This window comes from Bacteroidota bacterium (assembly GCA_037133915.1).
Classification (GTDB): Bacteria; Bacteroidota; Bacteroidia; order Bacteroidales; family CAIWKO01; genus JBAXND01.
On sequence record JBAXND010000028.1, the window covers coordinates 26191 to 44238 of the forward strand.

At 43.8% G+C, this 18048-nt stretch carries 14 protein-coding genes; 6 read left to right on the forward strand and 8 right to left on the reverse strand.

The genetic code is table 11. The annotated features are described in order from the left end of the window. Window positions 1–31: 31 nt before the first annotated feature. The 4 genes from WCM76_10415 to WCM76_10430 all read right to left on the reverse strand — a co-directional run bounded on the left by WCM76_10415 (window position 32) and on the right by WCM76_10430 (window position 7281). Window positions 32–3412 (reverse strand): methylmalonyl-CoA mutase family protein, encoded by a 3381-nt coding sequence (locus tag WCM76_10415; protein ID MEI6766046.1) that lies wholly within the window; start codon window positions 3410–3412, stop codon window positions 32–34. Window positions 3413–3800: 388 nt separating this feature from the next. Beyond that, the gene (locus WCM76_10420) at window positions 3801–4937 is read right to left on the reverse strand and encodes a Fic family protein (GenBank protein ID MEI6766047.1); all 1137 of its coding nucleotides are present in this window, start codon (window positions 4935–4937) and stop codon (window positions 3801–3803) included. A 184-nt stretch (window positions 4938–5121) separates the two neighbouring features. Beyond that, window positions 5122–6366, reverse strand: a complete 1245-nt coding sequence (locus tag WCM76_10425) for an NAD(P)/FAD-dependent oxidoreductase (protein MEI6766048.1) — start codon at window positions 6364–6366, stop codon at window positions 5122–5124. 21 nt (window positions 6367–6387) lie between these two features. Next, the gene (locus WCM76_10430) at window positions 6388–7281 is read right to left on the reverse strand and encodes a cytidylate kinase family protein (GenBank protein ID MEI6766049.1); all 894 of its coding nucleotides are present in this window, start codon (window positions 7279–7281) and stop codon (window positions 6388–6390) included. A gap of 240 nt (window positions 7282–7521) precedes the next feature. Here WCM76_10430 and glyA point away from each other — a divergent pair, with 240 nt between their 5' ends. Beyond that, complete coding sequence (glyA, locus tag WCM76_10435; GenBank protein ID MEI6766050.1) at window positions 7522–8799, forward strand: serine hydroxymethyltransferase; 1278 nt, start codon at window positions 7522–7524, stop codon at window positions 8797–8799. Between the two features lie 78 nt (window positions 8800–8877). Here glyA and WCM76_10440 read toward each other — a convergent pair whose 3' ends face one another. Further along, window positions 8878–10149 (reverse strand): T9SS type A sorting domain-containing protein, encoded by a 1272-nt coding sequence (locus tag WCM76_10440; GenBank protein MEI6766051.1) that lies wholly within the window; start codon window positions 10147–10149, stop codon window positions 8878–8880. Between the two features lie 295 nt (window positions 10150–10444). Here WCM76_10440 and WCM76_10445 point away from each other — a divergent pair, with 295 nt between their 5' ends. Next, window positions 10445–10936, forward strand: a complete 492-nt coding sequence (locus WCM76_10445; protein ID MEI6766052.1) for a histidine phosphatase family protein — start codon at window positions 10445–10447, stop codon at window positions 10934–10936. An 83-nt stretch (window positions 10937–11019) separates the two neighbouring features. Here the strand turns inward: WCM76_10445 and WCM76_10450 are convergent, their stop codons facing one another. Together WCM76_10450 and WCM76_10455 are read right to left on the reverse strand one after the other, a co-directional pair. Then, complete coding sequence (locus tag WCM76_10450; GenBank protein MEI6766053.1) at window positions 11020–11745, reverse strand: DUF6125 family protein; 726 nt, start codon at window positions 11743–11745, stop codon at window positions 11020–11022. 15 nt (window positions 11746–11760) lie between these two features. Then, window positions 11761–12540 (reverse strand): alpha/beta hydrolase, encoded by a 780-nt coding sequence (locus tag WCM76_10455; GenBank protein MEI6766054.1) that lies wholly within the window; start codon window positions 12538–12540, stop codon window positions 11761–11763. A 128-nt stretch (window positions 12541–12668) separates the two neighbouring features. On the opposite strand from WCM76_10455, the gene WCM76_10460 reads away from it, so the two are divergent. From WCM76_10460 to WCM76_10475, 4 genes are all read left to right on the forward strand, one after another. Continuing rightward, complete coding sequence (locus WCM76_10460) at window positions 12669–13979, forward strand: 4Fe-4S dicluster domain-containing protein (protein ID MEI6766055.1); 1311 nt, start codon at window positions 12669–12671, stop codon at window positions 13977–13979. Between the two features lie 8 nt (window positions 13980–13987). Beyond that, a complete protein-coding gene (locus tag WCM76_10465) occupies window positions 13988–15487 on the forward strand; it encodes a PHB depolymerase family esterase (GenBank protein ID MEI6766056.1) in 1500 nt (499 codons plus the stop codon). A 120-nt stretch (window positions 15488–15607) separates the two neighbouring features. Beyond that, complete coding sequence (locus WCM76_10470; protein MEI6766057.1) at window positions 15608–16384, forward strand: RNA methyltransferase; 777 nt, start codon at window positions 15608–15610, stop codon at window positions 16382–16384. 12 nt (window positions 16385–16396) lie between these two features. Continuing rightward, window positions 16397–16966, forward strand: a complete 570-nt coding sequence (locus tag WCM76_10475) for a rhomboid family intramembrane serine protease (protein MEI6766058.1) — start codon at window positions 16397–16399, stop codon at window positions 16964–16966. On the opposite strand, the gene WCM76_10480 is transcribed toward WCM76_10475, so the two are convergent. Further along, the gene (locus WCM76_10480; protein MEI6766059.1) at window positions 16963–17988 is read right to left on the reverse strand and encodes an FAD:protein FMN transferase; all 1026 of its coding nucleotides are present in this window, start codon (window positions 17986–17988) and stop codon (window positions 16963–16965) included. The two genes, WCM76_10475 and WCM76_10480, sit on opposite strands and share 4 nt — an antisense overlap. Window positions 17989–18048: the final 60 nt, after the last annotated feature.

Below are 18048 nucleotides of genomic sequence, written 5' to 3' on the forward strand. Positions count from 1 at the left end.
CTTTTCATTTTTCATTCTTCATTCTTCATTCTCACATGTTTCTTCTGTACTGTCCGCCTACATCAAAAAGGGTTTCGGTAATTTGCCCCAGCGAACAATATTTTACAATTTCCATCAGCAGGCCAAACACATTTTTATTTTTAAGGATGGCTTCATTCATTTCGCTGAGCATTGGCTGAGCCACGTCAGCATTGGTTTTATGGAGTTCGGCAATCATGGCTATCTGGTACTGCTTTTCTTCTTCGGTAGCGCGTATTACTTCCCCGGGCAGTGTGGTGGGTGAGCCTTTTGATGAAAGAAAGGTATTTACGCCCATAATCGGGAGTTCGCCTTTGTGCTTCAGCATTTCGTAATACAGCGATTCTTCCTGAATTTTATTACGCTGATACATTGTTTCCATCGCGCCAAGCACACCGCCGCGTTCGTTGATTCTGTCAAATTCGGCCATCACGGCTTCTTCTACAAGGTCGGTGAGTTCTTCTATGATGAAACTTCCCTGCAGCGGGTTTTGGTTTTTTGCCTGACCTAGCTCATGATTGATGATAAGCTGTATAGCCATAGCGCGCCTCACCGATTCTTCGGTAGGCGTAGTGATGGCTTCGTCGTAGGCATTCGTGTGAAGGGAATTGCAGTTATCGTAGATTGCGTAAAGTGCCTGCAGCGTGGTACGGATATCATTGAAATCTATTTCCTGCGCGTGCAGCGAACGTCCTGATGTCTGAATGTGATACTTCAGCATCTGCGAACGGTCGTTGGCTTTGTATTTCAACTTCATCGCTTTTGCCCAGATGAGCCTTGCCACACGGCCGATAACGGAAAATTCGGGGTCAAGTCCGTTAGAGAAAAAGAACGAAAGATTGGGTGCGAATTTATTGATGTCCATTCCGCGTGAAGCGTAATACTCAACATACGTAAACCCGTTGGCAAGGGTAAACGCAAGCTGTGATATAGGATTGGCGCCTGCTTCGGCAATGTGATATCCCGAAATACTTACGGAATAAAAGTTGCGTATAAGGTTTTCAATAAAGAATTCCTGTACGTCGCCCATCAGCTTCAGTGAAAAATCTGTCGAGAAAATGCAGGTGTTCTGTGCCTGGTCTTCTTTAAGAATATCTGCTTGTACCGTGCCTCTTACGGAACAGAGCGTTTCAATTTTTATTTTTTCATAAACATCTTTCGGAAGCACTTTGTCGCCTGTGATGCCCAGCAGCATCAGACCAAGTCCGTCGTTTCCTTCGGGCAGTTCGCCTTGATAACGCGGTCTTTGGGTGCCTTTGCTTTTATAAAAATCTTCAATCTTTTTATCGACTTCTTTTTCAAGTCCGTTTGCACGGATGTATTTCTCGCATTGCTGGTCAATGGCGGCATTCATAAAGAAGGCCGTCATAATGGGCGCGGGACCGTTGATGGTCATGGATACCGATGTTTTGGGGTCGGCGAGATCAAATCCTGAATAGAGTTTTTTAGCGTCGTCGAGGCAGCATATTGAAACGCCCGAATTTCCTATCTTTCCGTAAATATCGGGACGAATATGCGGGTCATCGCCGTAAAGTGTAACGGAGTCGAATGCTGTAGAAAGCCGTTTGGCAGGCAATCCGTGCGATACATAATGAAAGCGCTTGTTGGTACGCTCAGGACCGCCTTCTCCCGCAAACATACGCGTGGGGTCTTCGCCTTCCCGTTTGAACGGGAATACGCCTGCTGCGTAAGGAAATTCGCCCGGCACATTTTCTTTAAGGCACCAGCGCAGGATTTCGCCCCAGCCTGTATAAGAGGGCATGCTTATTCTCGGAATACGCAGATGTGACAGGGATTCTGTGAAGGTCTTTACTTTTACTTCCTTATCTCTGACTTTATACGAATAGAAATCTGCTTTGAGCGCGTCTTTGCGATGTTCCCAGCCTTCCAGTATTTTTTTACAATGTTTGTCAAGCTGTTCTTCCAGTGTTGTTTTCTGACGTTCAAGTTCGGCCAGGCTTTCAGCTTTATGCGCGTCTTTACTGCCGTTCACCATACTGATGGTTTGAATAACGCCCTGAAGTTTCTGTGCAATTTCCGATTGCTGTATTGCCCATTGGTTGTAGCTTCTCACGCTTTCGGTTATTTCCGAAAGGTAGCGCACACGCTGAGGCGGAATGATGTTTATCTTTTCCGACATCTCATGTGTTTCAGCCAGTTTGCTGGGAAATTCAACTCCGGTTTTTTCTTTTATTTTAAGCAGCAGCGCTTTGTAAAGCCTGTTCGTTCCGGGGTCGTTGAATTGTGAGGCAATGGTACCATATACCGGCATGGTATCGAGTGCGGCTTCCCACAGGAGATGGTTTCGCTGGAACTGCTTGCGAACCTGATTCAGCGCATCGGGAGCACCGCGTTTATCGAATTTGTTTAATGCAATGATGTCGGCAAAGTCAAGCATGTCAATCTTTTCGAGCTGCGTGGCTGCGCCAAAATCCGGAGTCATCACATACATAGCGAGATTGCTGTGGTCAATGATTTCAGTATCCGATTGTCCTATACCGGAAGTTTCAAGAATGATAAGTCCAAAGTCGGCACATTTCACAATATTCAGTGCGTCTTTCACATATTTAGACATCGCGAGGTTGGACTGCCTGGTTGCCATTGAGCGCATGTACACGCGTGGTGTACTGATGGAATTCATACGAATGCGGTCGCCGAGCAATGCGCCGCCGGTCTTGCGTTTCGAAGGGTCAACCGAGATGATGGCAATTTTTGCATCGGGAATATCATCTAAAAAACGACGAACGAGCTCATCTACCAGCGAAGATTTACCGGCTCCGCCCGTACCTGTGATACCGAGTACCGGAATTTTTGATGAGTCCGCTAATTGGGCGGTCTTTACAAGTGCGTCTTTAATGAGTTCGGGATTGTTCTCTGCAGTAGAAATGAAGCGGGCAAGTGTGTTCGTGTCTCCTTTTTTCAGCAGTTCAAAATCAACAGCAACCTCTTTTCCGGTAGGGTAATCCGATTTCTGCAGTACATCATTTATCATTCCCTGAAGACCCATTGTACGGCCATCGTCGGGCGAATACAAGCGTGTGATACCGTATGCGTGAAGCTCATCAAGTTCATCGGGAAGAATAACGCCACCGCCGCCACCGAATATTTTTATATGCCCGCAGCCTTTTTCATTGAGCAGGTCGAGCATGTATTTGTAGAATTCAATGTGCCCGCCCTGATAGGACGTGACAGCAATCGCCTGTGCATCTTCCTGAACTGCGCAATCAACAATATCAATCACGGTTCGGTTATGTCCGAGGTGTATTACTTCAGCGCCTGATGACTGGAATATACGGCGCATGATGTTGATGGACGCGTCGTGCCCGTCGAAAAGTGAGGTGGCCGTTACAATGCGCACCAAATTCGTAGGTTTATATGGTTCTGTTGTCTGCATTATAATATAATAGTGTTATTAACGCAAAAATAGCAAAAAATATCGGTATGAATAGTGTTAATTATCAGCCGATTTCAAAAGGAATGTTTGTAACACAAAGTTAATTTGAAAATTAGTCAATTTGAAAGATGCCTGTCCGCCTTTGGCGGAAAAATCCGGCAATGATGTAATTTGAAAATTGAACGATTCAGCAAACGGACAATTCAATCATTTATCTTTCTCGACTTGTGGTTCTTGGTTAATATCCTCATGTCCAAAAAATGGCAAATTTAGGACATGAAGAAAATCTCATGGGTAAGAAACGGACATGAGAATACGTTCATGTCCAAAAAATGGCAAAATTTGGACATGAACAAAAAGTCATGGGTAAGAAACGGACATGATTGAATCAACCTTTTTTCAAAAGGTCATAGAATTTTTTATAGATATAGATGGTTTCTTTGCCTCTTTCTTCTGATTCCAGAATACCTTCTTTTTCAAGACTTTTGAGATAGTGTGAGGCTGTTTTTCTGTTCATCTTCATGTTATTTACCAAAAATTCGATTTTGCAATAGGGCTGAATAAACAGTTGTTCTACCAGGTCTTTGGAATACATCTTCGGGAATTTCTTCTGAATCTGATGTTGTGTTTTTAAGAACAATGCCTGAATCTGATTGATTTGCTCAATTGTTTCTCTTGAGGTTGCTTCAACAGCTTTAAGCATATAAAGTATCCATGCATGCCAGTTTCCTTTAGTTCTTACTTCCTGTAAGTAACGGTAATATTCTTTTTTGTTTTTAATGATGTAGGCGCTCAGATAGAGGATGGGCTCATCAAGCAATCCTTTCAATACGAGATAAATTACATTGATGATGCGTCCTGTGCGACCGTTTCCGTCGTAAAAAGGGTGAATGCTTTCGAACTGATAATGTTGAATGGCCATTTTAATCAGGGGCGACAGGTTCTCATCATATTCATTCATATATCCTTCCAGATTGCGCATCAACCGTATAATATCCTTGTGATTGTCGGGTGGTGTGTAGACAATCTGATTGCTGGAGCCGCTTACAAGTGCTGTTCCGGGCAGTTTTCGAAGACCGGCGTCATTTTCTTCCAGTTCGCGCTGAATGGCAATAATACCATTGGTATTTAAAAAGCCTTTTTGCTTTACAAGTTTTGTCCCTGATAACAGGGCTTCACGGTAACGTAACACTTCTTTGGTTGCTGCGTCCGGTTTTGCTGATTTTGCAGCCAGTGCCTGATATATCTTGTCGTGAGTTGTGATTACGTTTTCAATTTCTGAACTGGCCCGCGCTTCCTTGAGGACAACGGCATTCAGCAATATCGATGGATTAGGCAGGGTTCGGGCAAGACCTTTAAGTTCTGCCAGTGCTACAGCCGCTTTGCTTTCCTGACGCAATATATCAATAGTCTCGAGTGTTACATCTTTTGGTGGCAAAAACGGCAGTTCATTGAATGGTTTTTTCACGTTTAATTCGGGTTTCATTTCAGCGGAACCTCCGCGTACAATCTTATTTTTTTCCATGATTTATTAGTTATTTGTTTTTTCATGTCCAAAAATAGGGAAAAATTGGACATGAACAAAATGTCATGGATAAGAAACGGACGTGAGTAGATGCTCATGTCCAAAAAATGGCAAAATTTGGACATGAAGAAAATGTCATGGGTAAGAAACGGACATGAGAAATAATAGCGTTTTTACTACAGTATCAGAGCATTTCGTCGGCAACCATATATCCATGTGCCGTTGCGTAGATGAAGCTTCGGGTATATCCTGAGCAATCACCTGCAAATTTTATATGATTAAAAAGGCTGTTACTGAGTTTGTTTGAGTAGAACTTGATTTCGGGAGCATAAACCAGATTGTCATCGTTGGTAATGCCGGGAACCACCGTATTGAGGTTATCCAGAAAATCGATGATGCTTTCAATGATACGACGCGGGTAGGCAAGGTTAATGTCGCCCATTATGTATTTAGAACTGTCGAGCGTTGGCAATACGCGATACATTCTTTTCGTGCGTTTTGAATTCCTGAAATCGCGGTATGTTTGTAGTATCAGTTTATCCTGTCCTGCAAGAATATTGGTGAGTTTGGCAATATGTGAACCATAGCCGATTGGATCGTTGAAGGGTTGGGTGAGTTCTACTGTTGTGAGCACGGCAAAATTGGTATTCTTGCTTTTTTCTTTTGAGTTTGCATGTCCGTTAACGGTTACAAAATCGCCGTAATTTTCAACCACCACAAAGCCTGATGGATTGTTGCAGAAAGTACGAACCATGTAGCCGGTGCGGCTTCTGTACCGAACCTTGAATTCATACATTTCACGGTTCAAATCTTCTACAATATGATTAGGCAGCTCAAAGCGGATGCCGAAGTCAAGTTTAGTGTTTTCAAGGACAAGGTCAGGATACCTGGCAATGGTGGATTTGATGAGTTTATGTCCGCTTCTGCCAACGCATACCACGGCTTTATCAAAACGGTCCTTCCCGTCAAGGATAACGCCCTCGCCATCAATTTCAACCCTTTCAACGTTGCTGTTGAAATGGAATTTTACATTACCGTCTTCAATAAAATAATTATAAATATTTTGCAGCACCATTTGCAACTGATCGGTACCGAGATGGTAAAAATCGGCTGCAACCGGCTGAAATCCTTTATCGTAGAACTGTTTGTAATAGCCGCTTTCGTGAAATGAACGACCGGTTTCGTAAAATCCGTTTCCTGTACGCGAAATGTAAAAATCAACGAGTTGCTTTTGCAGCGCCGGCTCTATGAACATGTCGCCTCCCATTTCGGCAGAAACAAAGAGTTTACCATCGGCCCGGACTCCTGAAATTCCTGATGCAAATATGTCAGGACTTTTTTCATAAACATGCAATTCATGTCCTGCGCCCATCATGCGTTCAATAAAACCGATGGCGGCAGCTCCAAATCCTATAATCGCTATTTTCATTGTTGCGGATTGTAATGATTTTTACGAAAAAATATCGGGTAATTCGCTGAATTTTATCTTATGGTGCTGTTCCCATTCTTTCACTGCATTTTTTCTTGCAAGCGAAAGGATTTTTAGTTTCCCGGTCTTACCGGCCTCTGGTTTGAAGACAAAAACGGGCAGCAGATGCTTCCCCTCATTGATTGCCTTACTTACAACCAAATGATTACCGGCAATGATGAAACTTCTGCCAAGGCTCAGCAGCAATGCCTGCCCAAGACCTGCTTCTGTTTCGGGTTTGGGTGCATCTGATAACAAAGTGCTGATATTTGCCGTTGGTAACAGCGATGACGGTGAAAGCCAGAAAACGTTGTAGGGCTTTCCGTTCTTCCATAAATTGAACTGGCTGATGATAGTCCCGGCAACTTCTTCGGGCGTGGCTGTGGTAGTTTCGACAACGAGATCGTAATTAGACATGTCCGAATAATCTATGTCATAATAACTTTTAAAACGGTTCAGCTCGCTGGTACGGCGGTCCAGAATTTTCTGTTTGGCTTCTCTGACGCTTTTATAACTCTCGCTGGTACGCGTGTCATTGAAGATGCGGGTTGCGGCAATATCGGTATCGGCAAGCAGATAAATTTTAAATGTTTCGGGTGCAAAGTGCCACGCTAATCGGGAATCAAAAATGATGGAACGCTCGTCTTTGCCCAACTGGCTTATTCTTCCGTCGATTTCGTCGTCAATTTCGGGATGCGTTTCGGTATATTTATTTAATTCAAGAGTGGTCATGCCATGCTTTGAGGCAATTTCACGCTGAATGCCACCTGTGCTCACAATCGGAAATCCGGTTTGTTGCTCAAGCAGTTTACAAACAGCACTCTTACCACTGCCCAGATCGCCGGTGACTGATATTTTTGGAAATAATTTTATCATGGGGAATTATTTTGACTATTCGCAAAAATAGGTAAAGACGGCAAGAAAACTAAGACCGCGGTTAAAATTATTATTAAATATTTTATAATGTGGCGACCCTCTATACCTAGAGCCTCCTAGGCAGGGAAAAGGCAGAAAAGACTACGGCTGCTTTCTGAAATTTATCTTTTGCAGAAATGGTATATCTGACTTACTTTTGCATCGTTATCTGAATTAATCATCCTGAAAATTTTCGTTTTTATGAAAAGAGATAAACAGATTTTTGACCTTATTGAGATGGAGCGTCAGCGCCAGCTTGGTGGCATTGAACTTATTGCTTCCGAGAATTTTGTGAGTGACCAGGTGCTGCAGGCCATGGGCTCGTGTATGACTAACAAATATGCCGAAGGCTATCCCGGCAAAAGGTATTATGGCGGGTGCCAGATTGTTGATCAGAGTGAGCAGATTGCAATTGACCGGCTTAAAGAATTGTTTGGTGCGGAATATGCCAACGTACAGCCACATTCGGGAGCTCAGGCCAATATGGCTGCTTTTCTTGCCTGTCTAAAGCCGGGCGATACGTTCATGGGATTGAATCTTTCGCATGGCGGCCACCTTTCACACGGTTCTCCGGTGAATTTTTCGGGAATGTATTTCAACGCAATTTCATACGGCGTGGAAGAGGAAACCGGCATGGTGGATTATGATAAAATGGAAGAACTGGCTCTGAAAGAAAAGCCAAAACTCTTGCTGGCAGGCGCTTCTGCGTATTCACGCGACTGGGATTACAAACGCATGCGTGAAATTGCCGATAAAATTGGCGCCATTCTAATGGCTGATATCGCTCATCCTGCCGGACTGATTGCCGGCGGTATCCTGAATAACCCGGTACCATATTGTCATATTATTACTTCAACAACACACAAAACGCTGCGCGGCCCAAGAGGCGGTATTATCATTGTGGGTAAAGATTTCGAAAACTGGTGGGGCGTTAAAACTCCGAAAGGCGAGACCAAAATGATGTCTGCAATGCTCGATTCTGCTGTATTCCCCGGAGTACAGGGCGGTCCGTTGGAGCATATAATTGCCGCTAAAGCTGTGGCTTTTGGCGAATGCCTTTCCGATGAGTACAAACAGTATGTGATGCAGGTCAAGAAAAATGCTGCGGTAATGTCGAAGTGCTTTGTTGATAAAGGTTACAAAGTAATAAGCGGCGGAACCGACAACCATCTTATGCTGATTGACCTTCGTACTAAATTTCCTGATATTACAGGAAAACAAGTTGAAAATACGTTGGTTCGTGCTGAAATTACCGTGAATAAAAACATGGTTCCGTTCGACAGTCGCACACCATTTACTACATCGGGTTTGCGCGTTGGAACACCTGCTGTTACTACCCGTGGGATGAAAGAAGAACACATGCCCGTCATCGTAGATCTGATTGATGAGGTGATAAGCCACATTGAAGATGAAAAAGTGATTTCGTGGGTAAAAGAACGCGTACACACCCTTACCAAAGATATGCCGCTCTTCGCATAATAGTTGTTCTCAAAAAAATCACCCCTTCTGTTTCCCGCTAATACCGGGCAGAAGGGGTGAACTGTTTTTTATAATTCCTTATTCTATCACAATCTTTTTTGTGATAACACCTGTTTCTGTAAAGATTCGTGCCATATAGATTCCCGGTTTCAGGGCCGACAGGTCAATGCGGTTCGTTTGTTTATCTGAACGAATATTCATTACACTCTGACCATTGAGGGTTAAAATCTGTATTTCGGAAGTTCCCTTTTCGGAAGTAATGATATTTAACATGCCGTTTTGAACGGGATTCGGGAAGATGTTTGCAAGCTCTTTCTGATTTTCAGGCACGGATGAAAGGCTGTCTTTGCTTACATAATAACCAATGTCAAAAGCCCAGGAAACCGATGATGTCATGCGGTCGTTTCGCCAGCTGTTCGAGCCGGTATACATGGTATACCGCACTTCTTTACGCAAGTAATTTGTGGCTGAATATCCGGCATAAGGGTCAACAAAAATGTGCGGGTCGGCATTCACATCATCCGTTGAATACAATCCGACGCGGAATGAATTGACGGTTTGTGTTTCTGTGCCGCTGTATGAATAACCCATATCGCCAAAACTGTATGGCTGACCGGGAACAAAGCTGAGTGAAAGTCCAACCACTTTATTTCCCGTAACATTCAAACCAACAGGAAACGTGATATACTTGCCCAGATTATTGGTTGAATCCTGCGGACCAAGTACATATTTTATTACCTGTTTTGAAGGAGCCGTCATACGGCACTTATAACCGAACTGCTCCGGGTCGCCGTAAACTTTTGGCGGGCTCATATGAAAAGTGTCCGGTGTAAAAGTATAAATGGTATGTCCGAATTCTGGAGCGAAGGTGGGTGTACCGAATTCTATTTCGGCAATCAGCGTATCGGTTCCGGAGTTTACCTTGGTGTACCATGCAAGTACAAAAACAGAATCCACGGTATAATCATACCCATCGTCGATGGGCGCTACGTTCTGTGATGAATCAAACATGGGTGAATAGGGGTCAAGTACGCCGCCAACGCCCATGAGCCAGTGATGCTGAATGGTGCCCGACGATTCATATAATACGGTTGAATCGGGCATAATAAGATTTGCATAATGCGTAACCGCTGCGCCTCCTGCGTAATAATAATCGAGCAGATTCCACGATGGGATAAGCCAGCCTACGGCTTCACTTTTTTGTGGGGATTGCTTGAAATGTTTCATCATGGCTGCACGGTCTATTGCCTGTTCGGGTCCCATGGGCTTCAGAACTTCCGGCCCTGAAAATTGCCCGAAACAGAAATTCTGAATCGCAATAAATGCTATAAGAATGAATATTTTTCTCATAAATGTTAGATTTTGTTTATTGAATATTATGAAAATGTGAACCGTCTGTGAATAACAAAGATAGTAAAACAGAAGGGCGAATCAAACAGAATGAATATGACGGGATTGAATTATTATATATTCAGATGATAAGAAAGGCAAAATATATATAATGTATCGAAAAGAAAATCAGATGTTTGACTTGTGCTTGCACAGGGTTAATGATTATATATAGAACTGGATAGTTAATAAATACGTTAACAACTGTGGACGAACACCTATATATTGGGTATAAAACTAAAATATTTTTGCCTGCATGAAGAAACTATTTCTGGCGAGACATGGTAAGTCATCATTGGGGGACCCGGATGCTGCCGATCATGAAAGAGCGTTGCTTACAGTTGGTGTCAACAACACTAAAAAGATTCAGCAATATATCGGTAAGAAAGAGATTTCTTTTGACCTTATCATCAGCAGCTATGCTCTTCGCGCACTGGAAACTGCGAAGCTGCTTGCCGAAGCAGCCGATTATCCTCAGAATGCCATTAAGATTGATCACCGGATGTATGAGGCTGTTGAAGATGTAATTTACAGAGTACTTGCAGAAATTGACGATACAAAAGAGAATGTATTGCTGGTAGGACATAATCCTACGCTTACACAGTTTGTGAATATTTATCTGAAGCCACGTATCGATAACATGCCTACTTCGGGCTTTGTATGCATCAGTTTTAATACAGAATCGTGGAATGAAATACCATTGTCAAAAGGGACGGTTGATTTTATGGTTACACCACAGACATTATAAAATTTAGGGCGCTGAGAATTGATCAATGTTCATGTTAGATTTAGGGAGGCGAAGGCCGGGAATTGTTCCCGGCTTTTTTGTTGTCAGCCAATCGTAAATTTCCAGGCGCAATAGTGGCTTTCGTCATGTTTATCGGGTGGGCAGCAGATACATTGTGTTGTGATGCGGCTGTCAATAGCGCGTGCGAACTCTCTGTATTCAACAATTCCAGCTGATTTGCACGGATAATCATCCATTCCTTTCCGTTTGCGTGCCGACTGTACGCGACAATCGTTCATCACAAAAACAAAACTGCTGTCGCTTTCTTCTCTGAACGATTGTTTATTGACGTATGCGTAAAGCCGTTGCGACAGTGCTTTTTTCAATCCGTCAAGACCGGCTTCTTCGGGCAGGTTCAGCATACGCTTAATGCTCCATGCTTCAAAAGGAGAGAATTGTGCCCAGCACGAATCGTTGCAGCGTTTGGCTTCGTCCATGCCCATGGCTGATTCAACCGCCTGAAACCATATGCCGTCGCCGGCAAGCCAGTTGGCTGCCAGTGCATCACGCAAAGCGTTTAATTTTTCTTCGGGAAGATTTGCAATTGGCGCGGGAATTCCATCTTTTATTTCAAAGCCGAGCACTTTTGATAAACGGCTCAACTGAATATTACTGCTATTGGTAAATGCGGTATCGAGTATTTCCATAGCACGTTCACGCCCCAGCTGATGATATACTTCCCCAAACCACATGGCGTGATGCATCATGATACGATGCATAAAATCCATCACCTGTTTCACATTCAGTGCGTATTTTGCTTCATCTTCCATATAGAAAGGGTTATGTTAGAGACAATTTGCGGTGATAAAATAAGCCATTTTAGAAAGAACTAGTGCGCGTTGCTGATGATGCGGAACATGACCACAATCGCGAACCATGAATTTTTCTTTATAGCCGTTTATGTTTTGGATGATGCCGTCAACCTGGGCTTCGGTGCCGTATTCATCTTCGCTGCCCTGAATAATCAGCGCGGGAGCGACGATGGTTTGCAATGCTTTGCGTATGTCCCAGTTGCGCATATCGGCCGAAAGCCAGGTGTTGGCCCAGCGATAAAAAATGGAATCTGTTTTATCACCATGATATTTTGACAGCAGTTCTTTGAGGTTAGTGTTCTCATACTTTTCAACTGCCTCGCGGATGCCCTGAAGCGATATTTCTTCCAGAAAAACATGGGCAGCTTCGGTAATCACACCGATAACATTTTCGGGATGTAGCGCCGCATAAGCCAGCGCAATGGTTCCGCCATCACTATGACCAACCAGAACAAACTTTCGCTCGATGCCAAGGGCATTTATGAAATCGGGGAATGAAGTTCTGCCTTCGTGGTCTAGGTAGTTGCATGACGATGGTTGATTCATGGCTTCGGAGCGACCGTAACCGTAACGGTCGTATACAAGTGCCGCTAATCCGGTTGCGTTGCAAAGCTGTTCGGGAAAGTCTTTCCATTGCAGAATGCTTCCCAGACCTTCGTGGAGGAAAATGATGAGTGGCTTTTGTTCATTGACGGATGTGCTGTTCAGATATTCATAATACAGCCTGCGACCGTCGGCAATGATTTTCGGCATTCGATTGATTTTATGTTTGAGCTTCTGCAAATATACGTAAACGAAAATAATTGCTTTGCCGCAACTATGATTTGGTTCAGCTGCGGTTAATTCCTTTTTCTTATTTTTGTGCCACAAAAAGTATTGTAATGATTAAGCAGATTTTCTTTTTTATAATGATGGGGGTTACGTTTGCAACCTTCTTTTATACGACGCGCCGCATCTGGCTCTTGTTCGGCTTTACTAAATCGTTTCCAATCGGTAACTGGGGAAAACGTTTTATCCTGATGATGAAGGTTGCCATCGGGCAAACAAAGATTTTCAGAAAACCTGTTACAGGTTTCATGCATGCTCTTGTTTTCTGGGGTTTTTGTCTGATACTGTTCGGAAGTGTGGAGATGGTGATTGATGGATTTACACGGGGCGAAAGACGTTTTTCTGCTCTGGGCGCACTCTACAATGCACTTATTGCATTGGGCGATGTGTTTGCAGCGATTATTGCGGTGGCAATATTGTTTTTCCTGATTCGTCGTTTATTCCACGGTGTGAAGCGTTTTGAAGGTATTGAGATGAAGAAAAAATCGCACCTTGATGCGAACATCGCGTTGAGCATTATTTTTATTTTGATGATATCGCTGCTTGGGATGAACGCTTTTTATATCGCATTGAATCCGGTTGATTATGCCGGCGTGTTTCCCGTAAGCGTGCATATTGCATCGTTATTTGCAGGCATGTCGCCCGATGGACTGAATACAGGGCATGAAATTAACTGGTGGCTGCACATTGGTATGATTTGCATTTTCGCGAATATTCTTCCGTATTCCAAGCATTTTCATGTGTTCATGTCGATACCGAATGTGTTTTTAAGCCGTCTTGAACCACTGGGAAAACTCCCGACGATGGCACGTATCACCACTGAGGTGAAGATGATGATGAACCCTGATACGGCTTTCGCGGAAGCTCCTGCCGGTGCCGAAAACGCTGTTGAACGTTTTGGTGTGAAGGACGTGGAAGATGTGCATTGGAAAAATTATCTGGATTCTCTGTCGTGCACCGAATGCGGGCGCTGTACTGCCTCCTGCCCGGCGAATACCACGGGAAAGAAACTTTCGCCCCGTAAAATATTTATGGACCTGCGCGCCCGCATGAAAGAAAAAGGCAGCGGCATGGTCAAGAACGGCAAAGACTTTATCGATAACAAATCATTGCTGCGCGATTTTATTACTGAAGAAGAACTCTGGGCTTGCACCACCTGTAACGCCTGTGCAAAAGAATGCCCTGTGAATATCAATCATCCTACGTTTATTGTTGATATGCGCCGCTACCTGGTAATGGAAGAAGGAAGCGCCCCTGCCGGCATTAAATCGATGCTTACGAATATTGAAAATAACGGAGCGCCCTGGCAATTCAGTCCCGAAGACCGCATGAAATGGGCCGAAGAACTTTACATCAATAATTAATAAATCTATTGAAAAATAATTATTTCTTCAATTTGGGGCTGGCAGCCATTGCTGTTTTGTTACTGAGCAATGTGCACAACAGTTTCGCTCAGACGGGCTGGTCGCAGGTTACGGGATTCGGGACAAATCCTGGCAGTTTGCTGATGTATAAATATGTTCCCGTGAATGTGGCTGCCAACGCGCCTTTGGTTGTTGTGCTGCACGGTTGCACGCAAACGGCTTCCGTTTTTGAAACCGATTCCGAATGGGATTCTCTTGCCGAACAAAATAGTTTTTATGTTATTCATGCCCAGCAGCAATATCTGAACAATACCGGTTATTGTTTCAACTGGTACCTGCCGTCTGATTACAGCCGCAATCAGGGCGAAGTGTATTCGGTGAAGCAGATGGTTGATAATATGAAAAGCAATTACAGCATTGACGACAGCAGAGTTTTTACAACCGGTGTTTCAGCCGGAGCCGGATTGTCGGTGGCACTGCTGGGGGCCTATCCGGAGATTTTTAATGCCGGTGCTATTATGTCGGGAGCACCGTATAAATCGGCAAGCGATGCAATTGCTGCTTATAATGTAATGAATGGACTTGTTACCAAAACGGCAGTTCAATGGGGCGATCTGGTGCGAAACGAAAATCCGGGGTACAGCGGAACGTTTCCGCGAGTCGCTATATTTCAGGGAACGAATGATATTACTGTAAGCCCTGTAAATGCAGGAGAACTGGTAAAGCAGTGGACAAATGTTCACGCTGCGGATCAGGTTGCGGATAGTGTGAACAGCGCATTTAACGGGAATAATCTGATTGAACGAAAAGATTATTTTGATAATTCAGGAAATACGGTTGTAAGAAGTTATATGATAAGCAGCATGGCGCATGCCATTGCTGTGGATCCCGGAAATTGCTTCCAGCAGGGCGGTTCGGTCGACACCTACGCTTATGATAAAAACTTTTATTCTTCTTTCTGGGCAGCGGAATTTTTTGGAATTATTCAGTTTCCGTATCAAATCACCGGTCCGATCAATGTATTCTTCGGACAAACCAATATAGTTTTTTCTGTTCCCTTCCATGCCGGTTCGTCGTATAGCTGGAGCTTTCCTGCAGGCGTAACAATTGTTTCAGGGCAAGGAACCAGCCAGATTACGGTGAACTGGGGCACGGTGTCAGGACAGGTTTCGGTATCCGAAACCACTTCATCATCGTGCAAAGTAGGTCCGCTGAATGTTTTTGTTAATGCAACGGTCGGGACGATCGTTGAGAATTTCTCATCAAACGATAAAGAAATTAGTGTTGGGTATACGCTCGGCGATAATCAGTTTACTATCAGCACAACTGATGAACATTATAGCGTGTATGTGTTTGATGCTGCCGGAAAGCTGATTCTTTTGAGGAGCAATCTGTCCGGGAATAATTCAATTCAATTACCGGAGCAACTGGCTCCCGGGATGTACTTGATTAAAATTGTTTCGGGTAAGGAAGTGTTTAACCGGAAATATTTGAAGATGAAATTCTGAAATTATTCATTCGCCTGTTACCGGCTAATATCAGAATGCAATAATTTCTATGAAGTTGATGTATTGTCACACATGATGCAAAAGAAATTCAGAGAGTTCATCGCTTAATCATAAAACAATATGCTTTCAAAAACTCAGATAAAGCACCTCACATCACTCAGGCAAAAGAAATACCGCGAAGAGAATGCACAGTTTATTGCCGAAGGAAGCAAAACTGTGACTGATTTGCTTGAAAGTAATTTCAATGTACTGAGCATATATGCCATGCCGGGATGGATTAAAGAGAACGATGCCCTTCTGCAGAATCACAACGGGGGTATTTTTCCGGTAACGGAAGGAGAGCTGTCGCGCATCTCAAACCTTACGACTCCCAATCAGGTTCTTGCACAAATCGAAATACATAATCATAAACTGGACCCAGCAAAACTTGAACATGAGCTGGTGCTCGTGCTGGATGACATCAGCGATCCGGGAAATCTGGGAACCATCATTCGCATTGCCGACTGGTTTGGTATCAATTATATCATCTGTTCAGAATTCAGTGTTGATGTTTATAATCCAAAAGTAATACAGGCAACCATGGGCTCGGTGTCGCGGGTAAATGTGCATTATGCCTTTTTAGGCGGATTTCTGAAGGAATTGCCATTTAAACCGAAGGTTTACGGAACGATGCTTGAAGGTGAGAATATTTATAAAACGGATTTAACGCCGGAAGGATTTATAATAATCGGCAACGAGGCAAGGGGCATTTCAAATGATCTTCAGCAGCACATCACGCATCGTCTGCACATACCTGCATATAAGGAAGGTAAGATTGATCAGGGAACTGCCGAATCGCTGAATGCATCGGTTGCAGCGGCTTTGGTGTGTGGAGAATTCAGAAGGCGCATGTTATAATTACCAGGTATTATGAAAATAGGCAGAAGTATCAGCGCAACCATGTTTGTCCTTTTTGTGATATGGGCAGTTTTTATTGTGTCGCGGTTTTTCCCCGCAATGCTTGAATATGGCATTGTTCCGCATTCACAGCGAGGGTTGATTGGTATCATACTGGCACCGTTTCTACACGGGAGTTTCGGGCACATCATCGCCAACAGCGTGCCACTCGGCGTGTTTGTTTTTGTACTGTTCCTTTTTTATAACCGTATAGCAGTTCCGGTAATTGTGTTATCCATTGTGCTCGGTGGTTTGCTGGTTTGGCTGTTTGGCCGGCAGGCCTGTCACATAGGGGCAAGCGGACTTATTTACAGCCTTGCCGGATTTTTGGTTACCAGCGGCATTGTACGCAAAAAATTCTGGCTGTTCCTGCTTTCGGTTATTCTGATATTCCTTTACGGAGGACTTATCTGGGGCGTGCTGCCGTCCGACCCGCGCATAAGCTGGGAAGGCCATTTGTTTGGTGCCGTATCGGGGATTCTGCTTGCATTCTTTTTCCGAAAAACACCCTTATCCGAAACGAACAGAATGACCTCAAATTAGTTTTCTTCCAGTATCACCTTTTGAAATCCTTCCGTGGCATAGGTTTTAAGCTTAGTGTCTTTATCGGAATAGATGAAATACGCGTTCAGCTGTTTGTTTTTCTTGAGAAATTCTTTCGACTTTTCTAACCCTAAAACCATAAAAACGGTGGCATAAGCATCAGCCACAGCGCAGGTGGGAGCGAGTACCGAAACACTGAGCAGCGAGTGCTTTACCGGATATCCTGTTGCCGGGTCGATAGTATGTGAATAGCGGATGCCGTTCTCTTCGTAGTATTTTCGTGTGCTTCCTGATGTGGAAACAGCCATGTTTTCCAGTTTTATCGTGGTCTTCACTTCCTGGTTCTGATACATATCCGAACTTGGTTTTTCAACACCCACCACCCAACTTTTACCATCCGCTTTTTTTCCTTTACCAATCACTTCACCGCCTATCTCAATAAGATAATCTGTAATGCCTTTCCTTTCCAGAAAATGCGCCAGCAAATCAACCGAATAGCCTTGAGCTATGGCATTGAAATCGAGGATTATGCCGGGATTGGATTTTACCACTTTATTTCCTTCGAGATGTACATTTTTGTATCCGACATATTGGCGCAGGCTGTCAACTTTTGCTTTCGAAAGTTTAATTTTTTGCTTGAATCCGAAGCCCCATGCATTCACAAGCGGCCCAACCGTAATGTCGAAGGCGCCGCCTGACTTTTCAGAAACATCCATAGCAAGATTGAAAATGGCTTTGAAACTGCTGTCGGCTTCGACGGGTTCATTACGGTTAATGCGTGAAATTATAGATTTTGGGTTGTACATCGAGGCGCAGAGGTCGAAGGCGGAAAGCAGCGAATCCATGGCTTTTTGCGTAACAACCGTATCAGCACCGTAATAGGTTACATTATAAAATGTGCCCTGAGCTTTACCGTGAAAAACAATTTTTTGTTGCGGACGGTTCGTGGCTTTTTTGTCGGGAGCTCCGCATGAAGCCAAAATCGCCAGCGGAATAAGAATCAGAAGTGAAGATGATTTCATAAGCGTGAAATTTGTAACAAATTTATGGTTTCCTGTGTGATTTGCAAACCAAATGCTGAT

Excerpts from the sequence above, each read along its gene's own strand:
- WCM76_10415 (MEI6766046.1), bottom strand. The coding sequence starts at position 3,412 with ATGCAGACAACAGAACCATATAAACCTACGAATTTGGTGCGCATTGTA.
- WCM76_10420 (MEI6766047.1), bottom strand. The coding sequence starts at position 4,937 with ATGGAAAAAAATAAGATTGTACGCGGAGGTTCCGCTGAAATGAAACCC.
- WCM76_10425 (MEI6766048.1), bottom strand. The coding sequence starts at position 6,366 with ATGAAAATAGCGATTATAGGATTTGGAGCTGCCGCCATCGGTTTTATT.
- WCM76_10430 (MEI6766049.1), bottom strand. The coding sequence starts at position 7,281 with ATGATAAAATTATTTCCAAAAATATCAGTCACCGGCGATCTGGGCAGT.
- glyA (MEI6766050.1), top strand. The coding sequence starts at position 7,522 with ATGAAAAGAGATAAACAGATTTTTGACCTTATTGAGATGGAGCGTCAG.
- WCM76_10440 (MEI6766051.1), bottom strand. The coding sequence starts at position 10,149 with ATGAGAAAAATATTCATTCTTATAGCATTTATTGCGATTCAGAATTTC.
- WCM76_10445 (MEI6766052.1), top strand. The coding sequence starts at position 10,445 with ATGAAGAAACTATTTCTGGCGAGACATGGTAAGTCATCATTGGGGGAC.
- WCM76_10450 (MEI6766053.1), bottom strand. The coding sequence starts at position 11,745 with ATGGAAGATGAAGCAAAATACGCACTGAATGTGAAACAGGTGATGGAT.
- WCM76_10455 (MEI6766054.1), bottom strand. The coding sequence starts at position 12,540 with ATGCCGAAAATCATTGCCGACGGTCGCAGGCTGTATTATGAATATCTG.
- WCM76_10460 (MEI6766055.1), top strand. The coding sequence starts at position 12,669 with ATGATTAAGCAGATTTTCTTTTTTATAATGATGGGGGTTACGTTTGCA.
- WCM76_10470 (MEI6766057.1), top strand. The coding sequence starts at position 15,608 with ATGCTTTCAAAAACTCAGATAAAGCACCTCACATCACTCAGGCAAAAG.
- WCM76_10475 (MEI6766058.1), top strand. The coding sequence starts at position 16,397 with ATGAAAATAGGCAGAAGTATCAGCGCAACCATGTTTGTCCTTTTTGTG.
- WCM76_10480 (MEI6766059.1), bottom strand. The coding sequence starts at position 17,988 with ATGAAATCATCTTCACTTCTGATTCTTATTCCGCTGGCGATTTTGGCT.